The 21,996-nt window shown below is 66.4% G+C and carries 20 protein-coding genes; 13 read left to right on the top strand and 7 right to left on the bottom strand.

Annotated elements, in window-relative coordinates; translation table 11 throughout:
• The first annotated feature begins 49 nt into the window (after positions 1 to 49).
• The gene (locus JL100_RS12625; RefSeq protein ID WP_202679520.1) at positions 50 to 2,119 is read left to right on the top strand and encodes a PHA/PHB synthase family protein; all 2,070 of its coding nucleotides are present in this window, start codon (positions 50 to 52) and stop codon (positions 2,117 to 2,119) included.
• A 40-nt stretch (positions 2,120 to 2,159) separates the two neighbouring features.
• On the opposite strand, the gene JL100_RS12630 is transcribed toward JL100_RS12625, so the two are convergent.
• The gene (locus tag JL100_RS12630; protein WP_228421222.1) at positions 2,160 to 2,801 is read right to left on the bottom strand and encodes a LuxR C-terminal-related transcriptional regulator; all 642 of its coding nucleotides are present in this window, start codon (positions 2,799 to 2,801) and stop codon (positions 2,160 to 2,162) included.
• A 371-nt stretch (positions 2,802 to 3,172) separates the two neighbouring features.
• On the opposite strand from JL100_RS12630, the gene JL100_RS12635 reads away from it, so the two are divergent.
• Positions 3,173 to 3,847 (top strand): LuxR C-terminal-related transcriptional regulator, encoded by a 675-nt coding sequence (locus tag JL100_RS12635; protein ID WP_202679518.1) that lies wholly within the window; start codon positions 3,173 to 3,175, stop codon positions 3,845 to 3,847.
• A gap of 173 nt (positions 3,848 to 4,020) precedes the next feature.
• Positions 4,021 to 4,503, top strand: a complete 483-nt coding sequence (locus JL100_RS12640) for a hypothetical protein (RefSeq protein ID WP_202679517.1) — start codon at positions 4,021 to 4,023, stop codon at positions 4,501 to 4,503.
• Between the two features lie 76 nt (positions 4,504 to 4,579).
• Here the strand turns inward: JL100_RS12640 and JL100_RS12645 are convergent, their stop codons facing one another.
• Positions 4,580 to 4,774 carry a hypothetical protein gene (locus JL100_RS12645; RefSeq protein WP_202679516.1) on the bottom strand — a complete coding sequence of 65 codons (195 nt, stop codon included), beginning with the start codon at positions 4,772 to 4,774 and terminating at the stop codon, positions 4,580 to 4,582.
• Between the two features lie 236 nt (positions 4,775 to 5,010).
• Between JL100_RS12645 and JL100_RS12650 the strand changes: the two genes are divergently transcribed.
• From JL100_RS12650 to JL100_RS12660, 3 genes are all read left to right on the top strand, one after another.
• Positions 5,011 to 6,012 (top strand): MBL fold metallo-hydrolase, encoded by a 1,002-nt coding sequence (locus JL100_RS12650; RefSeq protein ID WP_202679515.1) that lies wholly within the window; start codon positions 5,011 to 5,013, stop codon positions 6,010 to 6,012.
• Between the two features lie 125 nt (positions 6,013 to 6,137).
• Complete coding sequence (locus JL100_RS12655; protein ID WP_202679514.1) at positions 6,138 to 7,055, top strand: sugar kinase; 918 nt, start codon at positions 6,138 to 6,140, stop codon at positions 7,053 to 7,055.
• Between the two features lie 20 nt (positions 7,056 to 7,075).
• Positions 7,076 to 7,834 (top strand): 2-keto-4-pentenoate hydratase, encoded by a 759-nt coding sequence (locus tag JL100_RS12660; RefSeq protein ID WP_228421223.1) that lies wholly within the window; start codon positions 7,076 to 7,078, stop codon positions 7,832 to 7,834.
• Positions 7,835 to 7,941: 107 nt separating this feature from the next.
• Here JL100_RS12660 and JL100_RS12665 read toward each other — a convergent pair whose 3' ends face one another.
• Positions 7,942 to 9,111 (bottom strand): acyl-CoA dehydrogenase family protein, encoded by a 1,170-nt coding sequence (locus tag JL100_RS12665; protein WP_202679513.1) that lies wholly within the window; start codon positions 9,109 to 9,111, stop codon positions 7,942 to 7,944.
• Positions 9,112 to 9,342: 231 nt separating this feature from the next.
• Here JL100_RS12665 and JL100_RS12670 point away from each other — a divergent pair, with 231 nt between their 5' ends.
• The 7 genes from JL100_RS12670 (at position 9,343) to JL100_RS12700 (ending at position 16,465) form a co-directional block, all read left to right on the top strand.
• Complete coding sequence (locus tag JL100_RS12670) at positions 9,343 to 10,944, top strand: ABC transporter substrate-binding protein (RefSeq protein ID WP_228421224.1); 1,602 nt, start codon at positions 9,343 to 9,345, stop codon at positions 10,942 to 10,944.
• A 46-nt stretch (positions 10,945 to 10,990) separates the two neighbouring features.
• Positions 10,991 to 11,944: an ABC transporter permease gene (locus tag JL100_RS12675; protein ID WP_202679512.1), complete on the top strand. Its 954-nt coding sequence runs from the start codon at positions 10,991 to 10,993 to the stop codon at positions 11,942 to 11,944.
• A 3-nt stretch (positions 11,945 to 11,947) separates the two neighbouring features.
• On the top strand, positions 11,948 to 12,835 hold the full coding sequence (locus JL100_RS12680) for an ABC transporter permease (protein ID WP_202679511.1): 888 nt from the start codon (positions 11,948 to 11,950) through the stop codon (positions 12,833 to 12,835).
• Positions 12,832 to 13,884, top strand: coding sequence for an ABC transporter ATP-binding protein (locus JL100_RS12685; protein ID WP_202679510.1), 1,053 nt, complete (start codon positions 12,832 to 12,834; stop codon positions 13,882 to 13,884). Before JL100_RS12680 ends, JL100_RS12685 begins: the two co-directional genes overlap by 4 nt.
• Positions 13,881 to 14,903, top strand: coding sequence for an ABC transporter ATP-binding protein (locus JL100_RS12690; RefSeq protein WP_202679509.1), 1,023 nt, complete (start codon positions 13,881 to 13,883; stop codon positions 14,901 to 14,903). The genes JL100_RS12685 and JL100_RS12690 overlap by 4 nt, the downstream gene beginning before the upstream one ends.
• Entirely contained in the window at positions 14,900 to 15,619 is a 720-nt protein-coding gene (locus tag JL100_RS12695; protein WP_202679508.1) for an aspartate/glutamate racemase family protein, read from the top strand. The genes JL100_RS12690 and JL100_RS12695 overlap by 4 nt, the downstream gene beginning before the upstream one ends.
• A 105-nt stretch (positions 15,620 to 15,724) precedes the next feature.
• Positions 15,725 to 16,465, top strand: a complete 741-nt coding sequence (locus JL100_RS12700; RefSeq protein ID WP_202679507.1) for a TerC family protein — start codon at positions 15,725 to 15,727, stop codon at positions 16,463 to 16,465.
• A 49-nt stretch (positions 16,466 to 16,514) separates the two neighbouring features.
• Here JL100_RS12700 and JL100_RS12705 read toward each other — a convergent pair whose 3' ends face one another.
• The 4 genes from JL100_RS12705 to JL100_RS12720 all read right to left on the bottom strand — a co-directional run bounded on the left by JL100_RS12705 (position 16,515) and on the right by JL100_RS12720 (position 21,910).
• The gene (locus JL100_RS12705) at positions 16,515 to 17,975 is read right to left on the bottom strand and encodes a sodium:solute symporter family protein (protein ID WP_202679506.1); all 1,461 of its coding nucleotides are present in this window, start codon (positions 17,973 to 17,975) and stop codon (positions 16,515 to 16,517) included.
• Entirely contained in the window at positions 17,975 to 18,205 is a 231-nt protein-coding gene (locus JL100_RS12710) for a hypothetical protein (RefSeq protein WP_202679505.1), read from the bottom strand. Before JL100_RS12710 ends, JL100_RS12705 begins: the two co-directional genes overlap by 1 nt.
• A gap of 11 nt (positions 18,206 to 18,216) precedes the next feature.
• Positions 18,217 to 19,392 carry a M20 aminoacylase family protein gene (locus tag JL100_RS12715; protein WP_202679504.1) on the bottom strand — a complete coding sequence of 392 codons (1,176 nt, stop codon included), beginning with the start codon at positions 19,390 to 19,392 and terminating at the stop codon, positions 18,217 to 18,219.
• Positions 19,393 to 19,456: 64 nt separating this feature from the next.
• Positions 19,457 to 21,910, bottom strand: a complete 2,454-nt coding sequence (locus tag JL100_RS12720; protein WP_228421225.1) for a penicillin acylase family protein — start codon at positions 21,908 to 21,910, stop codon at positions 19,457 to 19,459.
• Positions 21,911 to 21,996 lie beyond the last annotated feature (86 nt).

Raw genomic sequence — 21,996 nt, forward strand, 5'->3', positions numbered from 1 at the left:
GAACTGCCGAAGCCGGCTCGTCCGGCATCAGAATTAGGGGGGAACCAGCATGGCGACCATGAAGAGCGATGAAACCAGGCGCAAACGGCCGCCGGCTGCCAAGCGGGCCGTCGACGCTTCGGAGAGCCCGGGCCAGCCGAGTCCGCAGAAGGTTTCCGGAGACACGGCACCCCGGAGCCCGGCTCCGCACGACGATGCCGGGCCGCCGGTCGGCATGGGAATTCCGACGCCGGAGGCGGCGCTCGGCCTCTGGATGTCCTGGATGACGCAGAATGTCGGCGGCATGGGCAAGATGCCGGGCGCTTCCGCAGCCGGTGGCGACCAGCCCTGGTGGGCGATGAACGCCGATGCGATGTCCGGCACGCTGCTCGCCAGCGGCGTGGAGCAGTTCCAGCGGTTCGTGGCGGCGGATCCGATGCTGGCGTCGATCGACAAGGTCTGGAACGCCAACCCGCTCCGGGAGGTGATCCCGGTGGATTGGGCCGAGGCGGTCCGCGCCCTGCGGATCGTCTGGCTCCGTTCGATGCGCGACCCGGCCAAGACCCTGACGCGGTCGGCCGAGCTGAACATGCAGATCTGGACCTCGGCCGTCGAGGCCTGGAACGCTGCCGGGGCGCGCTGGTGGGGCGTCGCTTCGGGCGCGCCCGCCGGCGGCGACAAGCGGTTCGATGCGCCGGAGTGGCATTCCAACCCGGTCTACCGGACCCTGAAGGAGATGTATCTGCTCGCCTCCGACTTCCTGCTGCGCCAGGGGCTGGAGGATAACGACATGGACCCGCAGGAGCGCGAGCGCATCGCGTTCCACCTGCGCCAGTTCGTCGACGCGATGAGCCCCAGCCTGCTGCTGCTGTCCAATCCGGTGGCATTGCGCCGGGCGATGGAGACGGGCGGCGCCAGCCTTGCCGACGGTGCGCGCAACCTGCTGCATGACCTGCGTGAGGGCCGCCTCAGCATGGTCGACGCGACCGCCTTCGAGCCGGGGCGCAACCTGGCGGTCACCAAGGGCAAGGTCGTCTATCGCAACCGGCTGATCGAGCTGATCCAGTACAGCCCGACCACGGAGCAGGTCCAGGAGGTCCCCATCCTGTTCATGCCGCCGTGGATCAACAAGTTCTACATCCTGGACATGCAGCCCAAGAACAGCATGGTGAAGTACCTGGTCGACCAGGGCTTCACAGTGTTCATGGTCAGCTGGAAGAACCCGGACGCCTCGATGGAGGATATCACCTTCGAGGACTACATGAACCTCGGGCCGCTCGCCGCGGCCGACGTGGTCCGGGACATCACCGGCAGCAAGACGGTCAACCCGGTCGGCTACTGCATCGGCGGCACCCTGCTGGCGATGACGCTGTCCTACCTGGCCGAGAAGGGCGACGAGCGGTTCGGGGCCGCGACCTTCATGGTGTCCATGCAGGACTTCAGCCGGGTCGGCGACACGGCCTTCTTCATGGACGAGCCGCAAATCGACTTCATCGAGCAGCAGATGATGGAGCGGGGCTATCTCGACAGCCGCGAGATGGCGAACATGTTCAACCTGCTCCGTTCGAACGACCTGATCTGGAGCAACGTCGTCAACAACTACCTGCTGGGCGGCAAGCCGCCGGCCTTCGACCTGCTCTACTGGAACAGCGACGGAACCCGCATGGCGCGCGCCGCCCATAGCTGGTACCTGCGCAACACCTACGTCGAGAACAACCTGATCAAGCCGGGCAAGATCCAACTGGGGGGCGTGCCGATCGATTTGGGCCGGATCAAGCTGGACATCTACGCGGTGGGTGCCGAGAAGGACCACATCGTGCCCTGGAACTCGGCGTGGCGGATCACCCAGCTGACCGGGGGCAAGGTGCGGTTCGTCATGGCCACCAGCGGCCATATCGCCGGCATCATCAACCATCCTGCCGGCAAGAAGGGCAGCTACTCGGTGCTCGAAGGGGAGAAGCCGGCGGAAAGCCCGGAAAAGTGGCTGGAAGCGGCCGAGCGGAACGACGGCAGCTGGTGGACGGACTGGAACCGCTGGCTGGTCGCCCATTCGGGCGGCAAGGTGGCCGCCCCGCCGGTCGGCAACGCCAATTATCCGGCGCTGTGCGACGCCCCCGGCACCTACGTGCTGGAGAAGTAGCGGCATCCCGGGGCCGGCCCTCCGCCGGCCCCGGAGCCTGTCAGACCTCTTCCGGGAAACAGCCCGCTCGTGCCGCCGCCACGGCCACCTGGGTCCGGTTCTTGACGCCGAGCTTCTGCATGATGGCGCGGACGTGAACCTTGACGGTCCCTTCCAGGACGCCCAGCGACCGCGCGATCTCCTTGTTGGAGTGGCCGGCCAGCAGGAGTTGGAATACGTCCCGCTGCCGGTCGGTCAGGCGGTCGAGCATGTGGTTGCTCGGACGCTCCGGCTCGGCCATGGCTGCGCTGACCAGCACCGTGCGCGGCATCGGAACATAGGTTTCCCCGGACAGGACCAGAAGGATGGCGTGCTCGAGCAGGGCCGACGATCCGGATTTAAGGAGGTATCCCTTCGCCCCGGCGCGTACGCTGTCGATGACGTCGGCGCTTTCGTCGGAAGCCGAGATCACGATCAGCGGTATGCCGTCCAGCGCCTCGATCATGCGGCGCACGTTTGACAATCCGTCGGCGCTGTCCAGATGAAGGTCGAAAAGAACGAGCGATAGACCCTCGGTGCGGCGCACGATCGACAGGGCCGCGTCCAGGGAGTTCGCTTCGAAGACTTCCGCATCCGGGAACAATTCAAGGACCGAGAGCGCAAAGCCGTGCAGAACGAGGGCGTGATCGTCAACGATCAGCACTTTCAATCGATTGCCGGTCATTGCAGCAGATCACGTCTGTTGTTGGGTAAATTGATTAGAAAAGAAACCTTTTCAGGTCGGACTGTGGGTTGCTGCAGTGCAACCGTCTGGCTGGTGTCCATGGATACTCCCCCTCGCAAGGATTCACGAAGCCTGATCCGGCTCGACGAAACGTCTCTTTTTAGTTGCCCCCTACGATCACCGGATTAGGATTGCGTATTTGGACTTGTAAGTATCCTATAGCACTGCACTACATAATTCATGTAGGTTTTTGTTAACGGTGTCCTCAACTACTCCTTTTGACGAAATCAGCCGTAGAACCTGATCTAACTTCAAACAATGCGGATTGAGCCGCCAGATCGGAGAGCCCGATGACGACCAACTGCGAAGTCATGCTTGTCGACAGCGACCGTCTTTTTTGCGCCGCGTTGGCAGCTCTGCTGGAAACGACCGCATTCCGCATTTCCGCGGAATTCCCGACGCTCGCCGATGCCAATAACGCCGTTCGCCAGGGACGGCGGCCGGACCTGATCCTGCTCAACCTGCAAAGCGGCAACGCCGAGGAACTGGGTCAGCTCAAGCTGCTGCGCACGAGCTCGGCGCAGGCGCGCATCGTCGTCCTCGCGTCGGAGCTGACCTCGCAGATCTTGAGCGGCGCGCTGCAGAGCGGCGCCGATGGGTGTCTGAACAAGACCATGTCCTGCGAAGCCCTTCAGCGGTCGCTGCATCTCGTCATGCTTGGCGAGGCGGTTTTCCCGCGCAGCATTGCCGACCTGCTGATCAGCAACGCGCTGGAAGACGTCGCCCTGCCGTCTTCGGCCGCCATGCCCCCAATTGGCAACGAACTGTCGAAACGCGAGATCGAGATCCTTCGCTGCCTGCTGGGCGGCCAGTCGAACAAGGCCATTGCACGCAACTTGAATATCACCGAGTCGACCGTGAAAATGCACTTCAAGAACGTGATGCGAAAGATTCGTGCCCAGAACCGCACGCAGGCAGCCGTCTGGGCGATCCAGCACGGCATCTCACCCCGACTTTCCGCCTAGGCGGGCCGGACAGGAATCTCGGATTCACATATCCTTAAGCAATCCTCACCTTCGACCGTGTTGCAAGTGCGAACCCATTGGGGGCACCATCCGGGTGTAAGGCTCACGGAGCGTTCTGTCTTCGCAAGGCGGAACGCTCCGGATGCTGTGCCAGGAAGCGGGGGTACGCCGGCATGCAACGGGTTCTCGAATATTTGCGTAATGATCTGGGAAGACGCCACGCGGGGTCTCCGCGCAAGTGCGAAGATCCGCAGGCGCTGCGTTTCCACGCCATGGGCCGTAACGGCAACTGGCCGGTGATCATGACCGTTGACGAAGGGTGCCGGGAGCACGGGGACGACATTCTCGACATCACTTCCACGCTGCCCCTGACCGTCATCCGGCGCCAGCGCGCCTCGGTCGAGGAACTGGTTGCGTGCCTGAACGACCTGGCTGACGACGGGTGGTTCGAGGGACCGGACGCTTCGGGACGAATTCATTGCCGGGGCATCCACCACATTCCGGCCGAAGCGGTTCCCAGCGGCCTGCGCCTGCTGGTGGAGCGCCATATCGCCCTGGTCGATCGTCATCTTCCCAGCTTTTTCGCGGTTGCCGCCGGTGGCCAGACCCCTTCGGAAGCGGTCAGCCAACTGGAACGGATGCGCCGCTTCGCCTGATCCAGTCCGTGCTCCTGCCGATGAGCGGACGCCCCGCGGACTTGTCCGCGGGGCGTCCGCCAGTCGCTGGGATTTCCTACGCGGCCTTCCTCAATTGTGACCGGGCGGCCCTGACGGCCTCGTCGGCATCCTCGAAAACGTGACCTTCCAATTCCGCCATGCGTGCATCCGACGCATGGAAGGTGACCCGGCTGCCATAGGGCACGACGACGCCGACCGCATCGTCTTCCAGCTCTATGATGTAGCTTTCCCGCACTACCATTCCTGACATGTCTCGACCGGTTGCTTTCGGGTTTTCCTGCCCGAAGTATGACGGCGCTCTGTGACAGTTTCCACCGGGACACCGAAAGTAGTTCGGTGCGCTGAAAGTTCACTGATCCGGCATAATCGTTGATGCGGCGGACCGGCAAGCCTGTATAACGAAACGGGTGGTGCCGGCCGGACGCCCGAGACCAACAAACCGAGCCCACGCAGATGGAAGAAGCCCGACGCGCCCCGAGGCAGGTTATGGACGAGCTTCCCGAACCGGGGACCGTGCGGCAGGTCGCGCCCGGCGTCCTGTGGGTGCGGATGCCCCTTCCGTTCGCGCTCAATCATATCAATGTCTGGCTTCTGGAATCCGAAGACGGCTGGACGATCGTCGACACCGGCATCGGCAGCGATCGGACCAAGGACTGCTGGGAGCGGATCTTCAAGAACTCGCTCGGTGGAAAGCCAGTGGGACGGGTGATCGCGACCCATTTTCACCCGGACCATGTCGGCCTTGCGGGATGGATGGTCGACCGCTGGCAGGCCGAGTTCTGCGCCAGCCTGACGGAATGGCTTTTCGGGCGGATGCTCAGCCTGGAAAGCCCGGAAGCCATGGTCCGCACCAGCCTCGCCTTCTACCGCCGCGCCGGGCTGGATGAAGCGGCGCTCGCCGTCATGGCGGATCGCGGCAACTCCTATGCCAGGGGCGTGGCTCCCCTGCCCGCCCAGCTGCGCCGCCTCAAGGCGGGCGACCGCCTGCGGATCGGTGGGGCCGACTGGCACGTGATCACGGGCGGCGGCCACACGCCGGAACATGTCTGCCTGCATTGCCCCGACCGTGGCCTCTTCATCGCCGGCGACCAGGTGCTGCCCCGGATCAGCCCGAACATCAGCGTCTGGTCATCGGAACCGGACGCCGACCCGCTGGAGGATTTCCTGCGCACCCTCGACCGGCTGCGGAACCTTCCCGACGATCTCCTCGTCCTGCCGTCCCACGATACGCCGTTCACCGGCCTGCATGCCCGGCTGGACGCCCTCGCGGCTCATCATGGCGAGCGGTTGGAGCAGGTCGCGAACGCCTGTTCTGAGCCGAGCACCGTCGCCGAGGTGACCCGCGTGATGTTCAACCGCCCGCTCGACCCGCACCAGCTGGTGTTCGCCATCGGCGAGGCGCTGGCGCACCTCAACCATCTCGCCGCCCGAGGCCGGCTGGTTCGGCGGACGGATAGGGACGGCCTGCTTCGATTCTCGCGTCGCTGATCCCTTGCCGGGCTTTGCGCGCCAGGACCCGGGAAGATGATGCATTCTTTACCAAACCATGTCCGGCCGGGTATTGCTGGGGACGGCCCCGGGTGCGGGCGTCACTGGCATGGACGGAGATAAGCATGGTTCGGGTCGCCTGCATCGGCGAATGCATGATCGAGTTGTCGGAGCGTGCCGACGGTACCCTGTCGCGCAGCTTCGGTGGCGACACCCTCAACACCGCCCTGTACATGGCCCGTCTCGGCGTCGAGGTCGATTATGTCACCGCGCTGGGCGATGACGGGTGGAGCGAGGAGATGGTCACGGCCTGGGCCGACGAAGGCATCGGGACCGGCCGGGTGGTCCGCATGGCCGGCCGTCTCCCGGGACTCTACGTGATCCAGACCGATCCGAAGGGGGAGCGGCGGTTCCAGTACTGGCGCGACCGCGCGGCGGCGCGCGACCTGTTCGACCAGCCTGCCACCCCGTCCCTGATCGAGGCGCTGGCCCGCGACTACGGCCTTCTGTATCTCTCCGGCATCACCCTGTCGCTCTATGGCGAGGCTGGGCGCGGGCGCCTGTTGGAGGCGATCGACCGCGCCCGTGCCGGCGGCGCGCGCCTGGCCTTCGATACCAATTTCCGTCCCCGCGGCTGGCCCGAGCCCGAGTTGGCGCGCAACGCCTACCGTCAGGTCCTCGACCGCTCGGACATCGTCCTGGCGTCAACCGAGGATCTCAACCTGCTGTACGGCGGGCGCGGCGAGGAAACGCTGCTGGAAGGCGGCAAACCCGAAGAATTAGCCCTGAAGCTGGCCCATCCCTCGTGCCGGGTGATGGCGGGAGACACCGACACCGTGGTCGATGCGGCACCGGTGGAGAATGTCACCGACACCACCGCCGCCGGCGACAGCTTCGCCGCCGCCTACCTCGCGGCCCGCCTGAAGGGAGCCGACCCGGAAGCGGCGGCGCGGGCTGGGCATCGGCTGGCCGGCGTGGTCGTGCAGCATCGCGGCGCCATCATCCCGCGGGCGGCGATGCCTGCGACCGTGTTCGAAACCTGAAGAGCGAAGGACTGACAAGCGTGACCGAAACAGACCTGTCCGCAGCCGCCGACCTGCTGCTCGACGCCCGGCGCACCGGAGCGTGGCTGACGGAACTTCCTGAGTCCGCCCGGCCCCGCACCCTGGAAGAGGCCTACGCGATCCAGGACCTGCTCGTCCGGCGCAAGGGCGGGGCAACCGGGTGGAAGGTCGGAGCGCCGTCCCCCACGGCCGAACCCGTCCGCGGAGCCCTTGCGGCTGACACCATCCACGACAGCCCCGCCCGGCTTCCCGCCTCGGGCTTCAACGTGATCGGGGCCGAGGCCGAACTGGTCTACCGCTTCGCCTCTCCCCTGCCCCTCCGGGACAAGTCCTACGACCTCGAGGAAGTGCTGGCCGCGGTCGGATCGGTCCACGCGGCGATCGAGATCGCCGACACGCGCTACAAGGTCTGGAAGTCGGTGGACCAGTTCAGCCAGATCGCGGACCAGACCAGCCACGGCGTCCTCGTGGTCGGCACCGGCACGGCCGACTGGCGCGGCATAGAGCCGGTCAACGAACCGGTCACGCTGTGGGTCGATGACAGGAAGGAATTCGAGACCATCGGCGGCAACACCGCGGGAGATCCCCGGCGCATGCTGCTGTGGCTCGCCAATGTCGGTTCCCGCGGCCAGGGCGGCATCAAGGTCGGCGACCAGGTGACCTCGGGCTCGACCTGCGGGACGATCTTCGTGAAGGCTCCCTGCACGCTGATCGCCGAATTTCCCGGAGTGGGCAAGGCCGTGCTCGAAATCTTCTAGTGTTCCGGCCGGGACATTTGATTCCATGCGTTGGGCCACGGCCCAACGCATCGCGAGATCTTAGGAACCGCCCGATCCTTGCCGCGGACACGCGCCCTTCCTTCATTTCAGTACGATCGCGGCATGCCCAGCACGTGCTCGCCGACATAGGCCAGGATCAGGTTGGTCGAGATCGGCGCAACTTGGTACAGCCGGGTCTCGCGGAACTTGCGCTCCACGTCGTACTCCGCCGCGAAGCCGAACCCGCCGAAGGTCTGGAGGCAGGCGTTGGCCGCCGCCCAGGAGGCGTCGGCCGCCAGCAGCTTGGCCATGTTCGCCTCTGCGCCGCAGGGCTGGCCGGCGTCGTGCAGGCGGCAGGCCGTGAAGCGCATCAGGCTGGCCGCCTCCACGTCCACGTGGGCGCGGGCGATCGGGAACTGGATGCCCTGGTTCCGGCCGATCGGCTGGTCGAATACCACCCGCTCCCCGGCATAGGCCGATGCCTTCTCGACGAACCAGCGGCCGTCGCCGATGCACTCCGCCGCGATCAGCGCGCGCTCGGCGTTAAGGCCTTCCAGGATGTAGCGGAAGCCCCGGCCCTCCTCGCCGATACGGTTCTCGGCAGGGATCTCCAGGTCGTCGAAGAAGACGGAATTGGTCTCGTGGTTCACCATGTTGCGGATCGGGTGGACGGTCATCCCCTTGCCGACCGCTTCCGCCAGGTCAACGATGAAGACCGACAGCCCCTCCGACTTCTTCGCCACCTGATCCAGCGGCGTCGTCCGGGCCAGCAGGATCATAAGGTCCGAGTGCTGGAGCCTCGACGTCCATACCTTCTGCCCGTTGACCACGTAGCGGTCGCCCTTTCGGACCGCCGTCGTCTTAAGCTTCGTCGTGTCCGACCCTGTCGTCGGCTCGGTTACCGCCATGGATTGCAGGCGGAGGTCTCCCGACGCGATGCCCGGCAGGTACCGGCGCCTCTGTTCCTCGCTACCCGCCCGCAGGAGCGTGGACATGTTGTACATCTGCCCGTGGCAGGCACCGGAATTACCGCCGGACCGGTTGATTTCCTCCATGACGATGGACGCCTCCGTCAGCCCGAGGCCCGAGCCGCCGTATTCCTCGGGGATCAGCGCCGCCAGCCATCCGGCCCGCGTCAGGGCGGTGACGAACTCCTCCGGATATCCCCGCTCCTCGTCGATCCGCCGCCAATAGGCGCCATGGAAGTCCGCGCACAGGGCGCGCACGGCGTCCCTCAGGTCTGAGTGGTCGTCACGGTTCGGGATCTCGATCGGCATCGGTGCGCATTCCTTCGGAATCTTCGACAAGTCTTCCCTGGATAACATCTGCCAGCCGAATGTGCTGCCGGTCATTTGGGCACCGCCGACACACTGCCGTATTTTTGAGCATGAAACGAAGCGTTGCGAACAGTCAGTTCGACCAATCGCCAAGCGCCACCTCCCTGGCACCGATCTTGAACAAGCCCTGCGACAAATCGGACCTGAAACGGGGCGGAGGCACTTTTGCGCATGAGCACGATGAAGAGACTGATGGCCGCGGCGGCGGTCGCGACGGCGCTGACGGCGCCAGGCTTCGCCAATGCCCAGGGTACCCTGAGGATCGGCATGACGCTGGCGGACATCCCGCTGACCACCGGCCAGACCGACCAGGGCGGCGAGGGCCAGCGCTTCATGGGCTATACAGTCTATGACGCGCTGGTGAACTGGGACCTGACTTCGGCCGACAAGCCGTCCGAACTCGTCCCCGGCCTCGCGACGGAGTGGGCGGTGGACGCCACCGACAAGACCAAATGGACCTTCAAGCTGCGTGAGGGCGTCAAGTTCCACGACGGCTCCGACTTCACGGCGCAGGCCGTGGTCTGGAACCTGGACAAGCTGCTCGACGACAAGTCGCCCCAGTACGACCCCAAGCAGGCGGCCCAGGGCCGCAGCCGCATCCCGGCGGTCGCCTCCTACCGGGCGGTCGACGACCATATCCTGGAGGTGACCACCAAGGAGCCCGACGCCTTCCTGCCCTACCAGCTCGCCTGGATCCTGATCTCAAGCCCGGCCCATTGGGATGCGGTCGGCAAGGACTGGGTCAAGTTCGGCGAGAAGCCTTCCGGCACCGGGCCGTGGCAGCTCGTCTCGTGGACCCCGCGCGAGCGCGCCGAGATGCTGCCGTTCAAGGACTATTGGGACGAAACCCGCGTGCCCAAGCTGGACAAGCTGATCCTGGTGCCGATCCCGGAAGCGGCGACCCGCACCTCGGCGCTCCGCTCCGGCCAGGTGGACTGGATCGAGGCCCCCGCCCCCGACGCGATCCCCAGCCTGAAATCGGCCGGGTTCCAGATCACCTCCAACGGCTATCCGCATAACTGGACCTGGCATCTCAGCCGGGTCGAGGGCTCGCCCTGGAACGACATCCGCGTCCGCAAGGCCGCCAACCTGGCCGTGGACCGCGAGGGGCTCAGCGAGTTGCTGGGCGGCATGATGGTGCCGGCCAAGGGCCATGTCCTGCCCGGCAGCCAGTGGTTCGGCAAGCCCGAGTTCGACATCACCTACGACCCGGAGCAGGCCAAGGAGCTGCTGGCCGAGGCCGGCTACGGTCCGGACAAGCCGGTCACCGTCAAGGCGCTGATCTCCGCCAGCGGGTCGGGCCAGATGCAGCCGCTTCCCATGAACGAATACATCCAGCAGACGCTCGGCGAAGTCGGCATCAATGTCGAGTTCGAGGTGGTCGAGTGGAACACCATGGTGAACCTGTGGCGGGCCGGCGCCAAGTCGGACCAGGTCAAGGGCGCCCACTCCATCAATTTCAGCTACTTCATCCAGGACCCGTTCACCGGCTTCATCCGTCACCTGGACAGCCGGCTGACCGCTCCGAACGGCACCAACTGGGGCTGGTACAATGATCCGGAGATGGACGCCCTGTTCCTGAAGGCCAAGACCACCTTCGAGCCGGCCGAGCAGGCCAAGGCTCTGCAGCAGGTCCACGAGAAGTTCGTCAACGACGCCCTGTTCCTCTACGTCACCCACGACGTGGCCCCGCGCGCCATGTCGCCCAAGGTGAAGGGCTTCGTCCAGGCGCAGAACTGGTACCAGAACTTCTCCTCCATCACCGTCGAGTGACGGGCCGGGGCGGCGCCGCGCCGCCCCGATCCAGGAAGGCCGCGCCATGATCTCCTACCTGATACGACGGCTGCTCTATTCCGTGCCCATCGCGCTCGGCGTGTCGCTGATGATCTTCCTGCTGGTCCATCTCGCCCCCGGTGACCCGATCAGCGCCATCGCCCCCGCCGACGCGCCTCCGGAAGTGGTCGAGCGGCTCCGCGCCGACTATGGCTACGACAAGCCGCTGCCGGTCCAGTTCGCGCTCTGGCTCGGCCGCGCCGTCACCGGGGACCTGGGCAATTCCGTGGCCTCCGGCCAGCCTGTGGCGGCGGAGGTCATGTCGGCCGTGGGCAACACGATCCTGCTCTCGCTCTGCGCGGCCCTCGTCGGCTTCACCCTGGGCGCCGTGCTGGGCTTCGTCGCCGGCTACAACCAGGGGCGGGCGATGGACAAGGCCGCGACCGCCATCGCCGTGGCCGGGATCAGCGTGCCGCACTACTGGCTCGGGATGGTGCTGGTGATCGTCTTCTCGGTCCAGATGAACGCGCTGCCCGCGGTCGGCATGGGTCCCGGCGGCTCGACCGACTGGGCCTGGGACTGGGACCACATGAGGCACCTGATCCTGCCCGCGATCACCCTGGCAGTGATCCCGATCGGCATCGTGATGCGCACCACCCGCTCCGCCGTCGCGGAGGTCCTTAACCAGGAATTCGTCCAGGCGCTCCGCGCCAAGGGCCTGTCCGAACGCCATGTCCTGGGCCACGTCATCCGCAACGTCGCCCCGACCGTGCTGGCCGTCATGGGGCTCCAGCTGGGCTATCTGCTGGGCGGGTCGATCCTGATCGAGACGGTCTTCTCCTGGCCGGGCACCGGCTTCCTGCTGAACACCGCGATCTTCCGCCGCGACATCCCGATGCTCCAGGGCACCATCCTGGTGCTGGCGCTCTTCTTCGTCTTCCTCAACGTCGTCGTGGACCTGATCCAGACGGCGGTCGATCCCCGCATCAAGAGGGCCTGACCCATGGCCGAAACCACACTGCCGGGTTTGGTCCCCGACGCTCCGGTCACGTCGCGCGGCTACTGGAGCACCGTCTTCCGCCGGCTGAGCGGCGATTGGACGACGATCCTCTGCCTCGTCGTCCTCGCCGTCATCATCCTGTCCGCCGTCTTCGCGCCGTGGATCGCGCCGGCCGACCCCTACAAGACCAGCGTGATCCGCCGCCTGAAGGATATCGGGACGCCGGGCTTCCCGCTGGGCACCGACGAGCTCGGCCGCGACATGCTGAGCCGGCTGATCCATGGCGGGAGGCTGTCGCTCCTGATGGGCATCACCCCGGTGATCAACGCCCTGGTGATCGGCAGCCTGCTCGGCATCGTGGCGGGATTCGTCGGCGGCAAGGTCAACATGGTGATCATGCGGACGGTGGACGTGTTCTACGCCTTTCCCTCGGTCCTGCTCGCCATCGCGATCTCCGGGGCGCTGGGCGCAGGGCTGGTCAACAGCATCGTGTCCCTGACCATCGTCTTCATCCCGCCGATCACCCGCGTCGCCGAGAGCGTGACCACCAGCGTCCGCAACCTGGACTTCGTGGAGGCGGCGCGCGCCAGCGGCGCCGGCAGCTTCACCATCATCCGCGTCCATGTGCTGGGCAACGTGCTGGGGCCCGTCTTCGTCTTCGCAACCGGGCTGATCAGCGTGTCGATCATCCTGGCCTCCGGCCTCAGCTTCCTGGGGCTGGGGGTCCGCCCGCCCGAACCCGAATGGGGCCTGATGCTGAACACGCTGCGCCAGTCGATCTACGTCAATCCCTGGGTCTGCGCCCTGCCCGGCGTGATGATCTTCATCACCTCGATCTGCTTCAACCTGATGAGCGACGGCCTGCGCGCCGCCATGGACGTGAAATCATGACCGCGGCGATCTCCGCCCCCGGCAGCGCGCAGCCGCTCCTCCTGGTCAAGGATCTGAAGAAATATTTCCCGATCCTGGGCGGCGTGCTGAACCGCAAGGTCGCCACCGTGCAGGCGGTGGACGAGGTCTCGTTTGAGGTCGCCCGCGGGGAAACCCTGGGCGTCGTGGGCGAAAGCGGCTGCGGCAAGTCCACCACCGCCCGCCTGCTGATGCGCCTGATCGAGCCCGACGCGGGCGACGTCATCTTCGACGGCGAGGGCGTCGGCGAGCAGCATGGCATTTCCGTCCGGGACATGCGGCGGAACATGCAGATGGTCTTCCAGGACAGCTACGCGAGCCTCAACCCGCGCCTGACCATCGAGGAATCGATCGCCTTCGGTCCCAAGGTCCATGGCCTGCCCGCCAAGGCGGCGCGGGAGCGTGCCCGCTCCCTGCTCGCCAAGGTCGGGCTGGACCCCAACCTGTTCGTCCGCCGCTATCCGCACGAGCTGTCGGGCGGCCAGCGCCAGCGCGTCAACATCGCCCGCGCCCTGGCGCTGGAGCCCCGCCTGGTCATCTTCGACGAGGCCGTCTCCGCCCTGGACAAGTCGGTCGAGGCGCAGGTTCTGAACCTGCTGAACGACCTGAAGCGCGAGATGGACCTGACCTACATCTTCATCTCCCACGACCTCAACGTGGTCCAGTACATCAGCGACCGGGTGCTGGTCATGTACCTGGGCAAGGTGGTCGAGACCGGCACGGTCGAGTCCATCTACGGCGATCCCCGGCACCCCTATACCCGCGCCCTGCTCTCCTCCATGCCCAGCATGGACCCGGCCCGCCGGACGACCGCGCCGGCCCTGACCGGCGACCCGCCCAACCCGATCAATCCGCCGTCCGGCTGCCGCTTCCGCACCCGCTGCGCCTTCGCGGAGGATGTCTGCGCCCGCACGGAGCCCCGCCTGGAGACCATCCGTCCCGCCGAACGCCACGCCGCCGCCTGCCACATCGAAATCGCGGGTTCCGGCCACACCAGGGCCGCCCCCCAGCCGATCGGAGCCGTAGCATGACCGCAGCCCTGCGCCAGGACGCCGCCCCCGTGGCGGCTCCCGCCGAAGCGCCCCTCGTGTCGGTGGAAGGCCTGACCGTCCGATTCCGGGGCGGCGACGGGGAGATCAACGCCGTCAACGGGGTGGACTTCACCCTGGAGCGCGGCAAGGTGCTGACGATCCTGGGGGAGTCCGGCTCCGGCAAGAGCGTCACGCTGAAGGCCATGATGCGGCTTCACCCGCCGAGGCGCACCCAATATGGCGGCGGCATCCGGATCGGCGGGCGCGATATCCTGTCCCTTTCCGAGCGCGAACTGGTCCAGGTCCGCGGCTCCGTCGTCAGCATGATCTTCCAGGAGCCGATGCTGGCCTTCGACCCGGTCTACACGATCGGCCGCCAGATCGCCGAGACGGTCGTCCGCCACGAGGGCGTGTCCTACCGGGATGCCGACAAGCGCGCCCTGGAGCTGCTGGAACTGGTGCAGATCCCGTCGGCCGCCCGCCGGCTCAAGGCGTATCCGCACGAGATGTCCGGCGGCATGCGGCAGCGGGCGATGATCGCCCTGGCCCTGTCCTGCCGGCCCGACCTGCTGCTGGCCGACGAGCCGACGACGGCGCTGGACGCCACCGTCCAGATGCAGGTGCTGGTCCTGCTGCGCCAGCTTCAGCGCGAGATGGGCATGGCGGTGATCTTCGTGACCCACGACATGGGCGTGGCGGCCGAAATCGCGGACGACGTCGCCGTCATGTATGCCGGCCGCTTCATCGAGACCGGTCCCGTCGGCGACGTGATCGGCCGGCGCCTGCATCCCTACACCGAGGGGCTGCTCGCCTCGACCGTCCACGGCGCGTCGCGCGGCGAGCGCCTGCAGACGATCCCCGGAGCCCCGCCCAACCTCGCCCGCCTGCCTTCCGGCTGCAGCTTCGCGCCGCGCTGCCGATATGTCGATGCCCGGTGCCGGGAGACCGATATCCCGCTGTTCCAGCCGGCCCCCGACCACACGGCCCGATGCCTGAGAATCGACCGCGAGAGATCATGAGAGTCCTCGTCATCAATCCGAACACGACCGTAGCCGTCACCGAGAGCATCGTGGCCGAGGCGCGGCGCGTCGCGACCCCGGACATCGAGATCACCGGCTTGTCCGCCCGCTTCGGCTCCTCCTTCATCCAGACGCCGGAAGAGTCGGCGACGGCCGCCGAAGCGGTGCTGGAACTGGTCGCCCGCTTGGCCCCGGGATTCGACGCCGTCGTGATCGCGGCGTTCTCCGATCCGGGACTGGACGCGGCACGCGAAATCTCGCCGGTTCCCGTGGTCGGCATCGCGGAAAGCGCGATGCTCACCGCATTGATGTGCGGCGGCCGATTCGCGATCGTGACCCTGGGATCTGCCTTGAAACCGGTCCTGGAGCAGGCGGCTCGCCGGCTGGGCTGCGCCGCGAGGCTCTCCGCCGTCCATGCGCTCGACCTGCCCGCCGGCGCGGAGGACGGCGCCCGAAGGGCGACCACCGTGCAACACGACCACGGCGCCACCTTGGCCGGCCTTTGCCGCAGGGCCGCCGCGACCGAGGGCGTACGGTCGATCATCCTCGGCGGTGGCCCCCTTGCCGGCCTCGCCCACCATATCCGCGACCAGGTTCCAGTCCCGCTGCTCGACGGCACCACCTGCGCCATCAACCATGCCGCCACGCTTGTTCGGCTGGGCGTTCGCTTCTGGCCGGAGCCCGAACCGAAACCGGAGGTGGCCAAGGCTTCCTGATCCGCGGCAAGCAAATTTGCGGTAAGCATGATCCGAAGGGGCGGTCAGGCCGTTATCAGCGGTCACTGCCCACGAACGAAACCCAACAGGGGAAGCTTGCCGACGATGGAATACCTGCTCGCGCTTGCCGCCGATCCGGCGGCCTGGATCGCCCTCGCGACGCTGATTGCGATGGAGGTTGTCCTGGGCATCGACAACCTGATCTTCATTTCGATTTTGACGAATCGCCTGCCGGAAGATCAACGCTCGCGTGGACGCCGCATCGGTATCAGCCTCGCCCTGGTCCTGCGTCTGGGCCTGCTCGGCACCGTCGCCTTCATCGTCCAGCTGACCGAGCCGATCTTCACCGCCTTCGGCCATGGCTTCTCCTGGCGCGACCTGATCCTGATCGCCGGCGGCCTGTTCCTGGTCTGGAAGGCGACCAAGGAGATCCACCACAACGTCGATCCCGATCCGGGGCCGGACATGTTCGACAAGAAGGGCGGCAGCATCGGATTCGGCGCGGCGATCGGCCAGATCCTCCTGCTGGATCTCGTCTTCTCCGTCGACAGCATCATCACCGCCGTCGGCATGACCGAGCATATCCCGATCATGGTGATCGCCGTGCTGGTCGCCGTCACCGTCATGCTGGTGGCCGCCGACCCCCTGGCGAACTTCATCGCCAGGAATCCGACGGTCGTCATGCTGGCCCTGGGCTTCCTTCTGATGATCGGAATGACCCTGATCGCCGAAGGCTTCGGCGCCCATGTGCCGAAGGGCTACATCTATGCGGCGATGGCCTTCTCCGCTCTGATAGAAAGCCTGAACATACTGGCCCGCCGCCGGGCCGGCAAACGCGCGCATTGAGCATGGGGAACAGGCGGACCGGGCGTCTTCGTGCCCGGCCCGCCGATGATCAGGCCTCGACGTAGTCTTCTGCCGCGGCCTCGTCCGGCTGGGTGACCATGCTGACGCCGATGAAGAGCACGACGTTGACCATCAGGCCCAGGATACCGGCATTGATGTCCAGCGGCGTCGCAGGCTGGACGAGCTGGAAGTAGTAGTTGACGGCGATGCCGCCGACCAGGCCGGCGATGACGCCCGGGGCCGTGCCGCGCCGCCACCAGAGGGCGCCGTAGACGGCCGGGGCGAACTGGACGATCGATCCGTACGCACCGACCAGGAGTTGGACCAGCCCGGCGGCCCCGAAGATCGACAGGTAATAGGCCACCGTCCCGATCGCCACGACCGACAGGCGCATGATCCAGATCTGCGCCCTTTCGGACAGGTCGGGCTTGAGAGGCTGGATGATGTCACGGCCGAAAGACACTGATCCGCCATGGGTAATCGCGTCCGCCGAAGACATGGCGGCCGCCAGCGCCCCGGCGCCGATCAGGCCGTAGACCAGCCCGCTCGCCCCCAGCTCGTTGGTCACCAGATGCGGCAGGATCGTGTCCGGGCCGGACAGCTCGGACGGATCGACGATGCCGATCGCGGAAAAGCCGATGAACAGGATGGGCACCAGGAAGATCGCGAACAGCGGATAGACCAGCACCGTCTGCTTGATCTTCTTCTCGGTCGTGGTGAAGGACTTGGTGAACAGGTGCGGCCACATGATGAACCCCACCACCGAGACCAGCAGGATGGTCGTATAGGCCATGGGCGACATCGCCGACCCTTCGCCGCCGATCGTCAGGAAGCCGGGACGGGTTTCGGCGATCCCCCGGAACATCGCGCCGATACCGTCATGGAACTGGTAGACCAGGGCGAATCCGACGACCCAGGCGACCACCAGCATCAGGATGCCCTGCAGCACGTCGCTCCAGGCGGCACCCCGCACGCCGCTGGTCGCGACATAGACGATGACGATCCCGTAGGAGATCAGCGCACCCAGCCAGATCGGGATCGCGTCTTCAGTCAGAACATTGAAGACGTACGCCATCCCCTTGATCTGCAGCGTTAGATACTGGATGAAAGCCAGCACGGAGATGACCCCCACGAGCACCTGGATCGCCCGCGACCGGTAGCGGTCGCCCAGGAAATCGCCCATGGTGTAGAAGTTCTTGCGCTCGCCGATGCGGGCCACCTTCGGTCCGATCAGGTACCAGGGCAGCAGGCCGAGGCAGGTGTAGGCCAGGATGTAGAAGGATGCCGCCCCTTTGGAATAGGCCCAGCCCGGCCCGCCCAGGAAGGCGAAGGCGCTGAACACGGTCCCGCCCATCAGGAACCACATCAGCACGAGGCCGAGACCCCGGTCGGCGACGGTATATTCCGACACCGACCAGAAGGACCGGCCCCGGCCCGCCAGCAAACCGACCAGGAAGGCGAAAACCAAGTACGCGCCCATGGCCAGCAACGCGATCATCCACCGTTCCATCAGCGGTCGCCTCCCGTGAACTCATACGCGATGAAGCAGACCAGGCCGACGAACTCGACGCAGATCCAGGCGATGATCCAGAACAGGGAGAACGGCAGGCCCAGGATCATGGGCTCGACGGTGTTGGCGAAGCCATAGACGGGGAAGATCATGACCAGCAGCATGATCAGGGTGAAGATCGCGAAAGGCTTGCTCGCGTCCCGGCGGCTTTCATTCGGCAGTCTCGCCACGGTCACCTCCCTCAGCCGCGCGCCGGAAGGGCGCGCTCGACCAGTTCGCTCCAGTAGGAGACCCCGATCGGCAGGATGTCGTCGTTGAAATCGTACCGGGGATTGTGGAGCAGTCGGTTGCCGTCGGTCGGGCCGTTGCCCACCCAGACATAACAGCCGGGCCGGTGCTCCAGCATGAAGGCGAAATCCTCGGCGCCCATGCTGGGCGCCAGGTCGGTCCGGACCTGGTCGGACCCGACGACCTGGGCCGCGACGATCCTCGCGAACTCGGTCTCGGCCGCGGTGTTGACCGTCACCGGGTACCCGTAGGTGTATCGCAGGTCCATGGTGATGCCGTGGGCGTGGGCCAACCCCTCGCAGATCCGGCGCAGCGCCGGCTCCATCCCCGCCTGGACGTCGCGGTCGAGGGTGCGCACGGTGCCGCGGATGTTCACCGTCTCCGGGATCACGTTGAAGGCATCCCCGGCGTGGAACTGCGTCACGCTGACCACGACGGCGTCGGTCGGAGCGATCGTCCTGCTGGCGATCGTCTGGAGGGTCGAGACCAGGTTGGCGCCCGCGACGATCGGGTCCCGGCCCAGGTGCGGCATGGCGGCGTGCGTGCCCAGGCCGGTCACGGTGATCTCGAAGGTGTCCATCGACGCCATGACCGGCCCGACCATGGCGCCGATGCTTCCGACCGGCATGCCCGGCCAATTGTGCATCCCATAGACCGCCGCCATCGGAAAGCGGTCCATCAATCCCTCCTCGACCATTACCCGGCCGCCACCGGCGGTTTCCTCGGCGGGCTGGAAAATGAAGTAGGCCGTCCCGTCGAACCGCTTGGTTTCCGCGAGGTAGCGGGCGGCACCCAGCAGCATGGTCGTATGGCCGTCATGGCCGCAGGCATGCATCTTGCCCGGCGCCATCGACTTGTACGGCAGGTCGTTGGCCTCGGTGATCGGCAGGGCGTCCATGTCGGCGCGAAGGCCGATCGCCTGGTTTCCGCCGTGCCCCGCGCGCAGCACGCCGACCACGCCCGTCTTCGCGATGCCCCGGTGGACCTCCAGGCCGAACTGCTCCAGTTTGGCCGCGACGAAGTCGCTGGTCCGGTGCTCCTCGAATCCCAATTCCGGGTGGGCATGGAGGTCACGCCGCCAATCGGTCAGTTCACCGTGCATCTCCCTGATGCGGTCGTCGATCTTCATGTCACTTCTCCAAGACTTTACCCGCCGTCCATCGATTCAATGGACGGCGGGCCGTAAAGTGCCGTCAGTTGGACGGCATCAGCCGGATCCGCTCCGCTGCGGCTCCTTCGATCTCCTTGCGGCTGTAGAGCAGCGGGAAATACTGTTCCTGCTGCCAGAGCGGAGCGAGGTCCCGGTAATGGGGGCTGTTCGGATCCCCGGACTGGCCCGGCGTGTTGACCGCGCGCGAGGCGTCCCAGTTGCCGACGTCGAGCACCATCTTGAACGAGCCGCCGGCGGTGATCCGGAAATCGCTCGTCCGGTAGGTCGTGGCGTTCGGCGTGAAGCCGCTGCCGCCCTTGGGGAACGGCCCCACATCCAGCAGGCGTCTTTCCTCATCCCCGACGACCGCCGCCAGGGGATGCTGGAAATAGCCATGGTGCAGGCCGGCCCAGCGCCATGCCTGCATGTCCGGCCCCAGCTTCGCCTTCACCTCCGCTATCGCCGGCTTCAGGGTGTCCAGCAGCAGGGCATTCCGCGCTTCGGCGGGATCGCTGCCGAGCCGCTGGTCCGGCTGTTCGAGCGCCGCGATGATCGCCGCCGGTTCGCCGCTCCGGACGCCGCCTTTATCCACCAGTTCCACGGCTTCCTTCGGCACCGTCGCGCGGACCACCGCGGACCGCAGGTGCTTCATGAACCATACCTCATAGAGCGCGCCGGCGGCGCTGTCCGCGGTCAACACGCCATTCCAGGAGGTCAGCAGCCGGAGCGCCTCCGCCACTTCCCCATCGGGGCTCTGAAGCCCGTCGAGGAGCGCGGTGACGCGCCGGCCCTGGATCGAGGTCGTGTCGGCCTGGAGCGCCATGGAGTCTTCCAGCCCGAACTTCCGGTCGGCGTCCAGGACCTCGCTGATGCGGTTGAACCGGGACGGGTCGGTCCATTCGAAGCCGATCTTCTTCTCGGCGTTGGGGTAACCGGGCGGCAGGTTGTTCTGGTTGGCGCTTCCGACCCAGTTGCGCTGTGGATTGTACTCGACCGGCAATTCGTCCATGTCGCGGTAGCCGGCCCATTCGTAGCGGCCGTCACCCGGCACCGGCAGCAACCCGTCCCAGTTCGGCCGCACGGGCGTCAGCCCGCCCGGCTTCCATCCGATATTTCCCTCGACGTCGGCGTAGACCTGGTTCTCCGACGGGGATCCCCAGCGGTTCATGGCTCCCAGGAACTCGTCCCAGTTCTCGGCGCGCATATAGTCGATGCTGCCGAAGTAAGGCGCCATGCCCGGCTCCAGCCAGGCGGCCCGCACGGCGTAGGCCTTGTTGTTCGCCTCGTCCACGTGGAGGACCGGGCCGTGCCGGGTATAGCGGAGACCCACCTTGCGGTCGGACTGGCCCTTGACCGGGATCTCGTCGGCCACGGTCGCCATGGACTCCCAGCGGCCCTGGTAACTGTACTGGGACCGGTCGGCCGGGTTCAGGTCGTAGACGTAGAGGTCTTCCTGGTCGATGGAGAAGATCGTCAGGCCGAAGGCGATCTTGCCGTTGTGGCCGATCGAGATGCCGGGAAGCGACGGCTCGCCCGCGCCGATCACGCTGAAGCCCGGTCCGTTCAGGTGGGTGATGTAGCGCAGCGACGGCGCGCCATGGGCCCGGTGGGGATCGTTGGCCAGGATCGCCCTGCCGGTCGTGGTCTTTTCAGGGGCGATAGCCCAGTTGTTGCTGCCGAGCGCCGTCGGCTCGATCTCGGGCTCCCGCTCGAACTCCAGTTCCGCCCGCTGGCCGCCCGCCAGCTTCTCCTTGGTGAAGGTGACGCCGCCGGTGCCGAGCTTGTACGCCTGCGCCACCTGGGGCGGTATCGCACAGGGGTCGAGCCCCTCCGGCACCTTCGTATCCCAACCCGTCGTCTCGGCATCGACCTCCAGGCTGCGGCGCATCAGGTCGGTCTCGAGGTCGGCGGCGCAGGCCACGGCGGCGCGCTCGATCTCGCTGTCGAGATTCCGGGTCAGGCCGTGGCTGCGGATGCGCACCACGTCTTCCGGCAGCCAGTAGGACGGCTGGTATCCCAGAAGCTTGAACTCCATCGGCAGCAGGTCGGCGTCCTGCCGCGCGAGGGTGACGAACGCGTTCACTCCGTCGGTGTACCGCTGGGCGATCCGCTTCGCATCGGACCCGTACGCCAGCCATTCCCGGTACATGTCGCCGCGGTACAGGAACTGCCGTGCCATCCGGTCCTGCTCGACATAGGCCGGGCCAAAATCGCGGGCGAGTTCGCCCAGGCCGCGCTTCCGCCACAGGTCGATCTGCCAGAGCCGGTCGCGCGCCGCGTTGAAGCCCTGCACGAAGAAAACGTCGTAAGTATCTTCCGCATAAAGGTGTGGGACGCCCCAGCGGTCGACGATGATCTCGGCCGGGGTGGTCAGGCCGGCGACCCTGTAGGTCGTCTCCGCGACCCGCGCGGGCGATCCGGTCTGTGCCGTGGCGGCCGTCCCCATCAGCGCCAGGAGCGAGCAGGCCGCAAGCGCCCGCTTCGTGAACTTTTCCATTTATCCTCCCTTTTTTCCTTCAACCGCTGAACTTTCGGTTGAACGCAGTCTATTCGGCCCGTCCGACATCAGGACAGGGTTCCGAT

Source organism: Skermanella mucosa (assembly GCF_016765655.2).
Classification (GTDB): Bacteria; Pseudomonadota; Alphaproteobacteria; order Azospirillales; family Azospirillaceae; genus Skermanella; species Skermanella mucosa.

Coding starts and splice junctions, on each gene's coding strand:
- JL100_RS12625 (WP_202679520.1), top strand. CDS start 50: ATGGCGACCATGAAGAGCGATGAAACCAGGCGCAAACGGCCGCCGGCT.
- JL100_RS12635 (WP_202679518.1), top strand. CDS start 3,173: ATGACGACCAACTGCGAAGTCATGCTTGTCGACAGCGACCGTCTTTTT.
- JL100_RS12640 (WP_202679517.1), top strand. CDS start 4,021: ATGCAACGGGTTCTCGAATATTTGCGTAATGATCTGGGAAGACGCCAC.
- JL100_RS12645 (WP_202679516.1), bottom strand. CDS start 4,774: ATGTCAGGAATGGTAGTGCGGGAAAGCTACATCATAGAGCTGGAAGAC.
- JL100_RS12650 (WP_202679515.1), top strand. CDS start 5,011: ATGGACGAGCTTCCCGAACCGGGGACCGTGCGGCAGGTCGCGCCCGGC.
- JL100_RS12655 (WP_202679514.1), top strand. CDS start 6,138: ATGGTTCGGGTCGCCTGCATCGGCGAATGCATGATCGAGTTGTCGGAG.
- JL100_RS12665 (WP_202679513.1), bottom strand. CDS start 9,111: ATGCCGATCGAGATCCCGAACCGTGACGACCACTCAGACCTGAGGGAC.
- JL100_RS12670 (WP_228421224.1), top strand. CDS start 9,343: ATGAGCACGATGAAGAGACTGATGGCCGCGGCGGCGGTCGCGACGGCG.
- JL100_RS12675 (WP_202679512.1), top strand. CDS start 10,991: ATGATCTCCTACCTGATACGACGGCTGCTCTATTCCGTGCCCATCGCG.
- JL100_RS12680 (WP_202679511.1), top strand. CDS start 11,948: ATGGCCGAAACCACACTGCCGGGTTTGGTCCCCGACGCTCCGGTCACG.
- JL100_RS12685 (WP_202679510.1), top strand. CDS start 12,832: ATGACCGCGGCGATCTCCGCCCCCGGCAGCGCGCAGCCGCTCCTCCTG.
- JL100_RS12690 (WP_202679509.1), top strand. CDS start 13,881: ATGACCGCAGCCCTGCGCCAGGACGCCGCCCCCGTGGCGGCTCCCGCC.
- JL100_RS12695 (WP_202679508.1), top strand. CDS start 14,900: ATGAGAGTCCTCGTCATCAATCCGAACACGACCGTAGCCGTCACCGAG.
- JL100_RS12700 (WP_202679507.1), top strand. CDS start 15,725: ATGGAATACCTGCTCGCGCTTGCCGCCGATCCGGCGGCCTGGATCGCC.
- JL100_RS12705 (WP_202679506.1), bottom strand. CDS start 17,975: ATGGAACGGTGGATGATCGCGTTGCTGGCCATGGGCGCGTACTTGGTT.
- JL100_RS12715 (WP_202679504.1), bottom strand. CDS start 19,392: ATGAAGATCGACGACCGCATCAGGGAGATGCACGGTGAACTGACCGAT.
- JL100_RS12720 (WP_228421225.1), bottom strand. CDS start 21,910: ATGGAAAAGTTCACGAAGCGGGCGCTTGCGGCCTGCTCGCTCCTGGCG.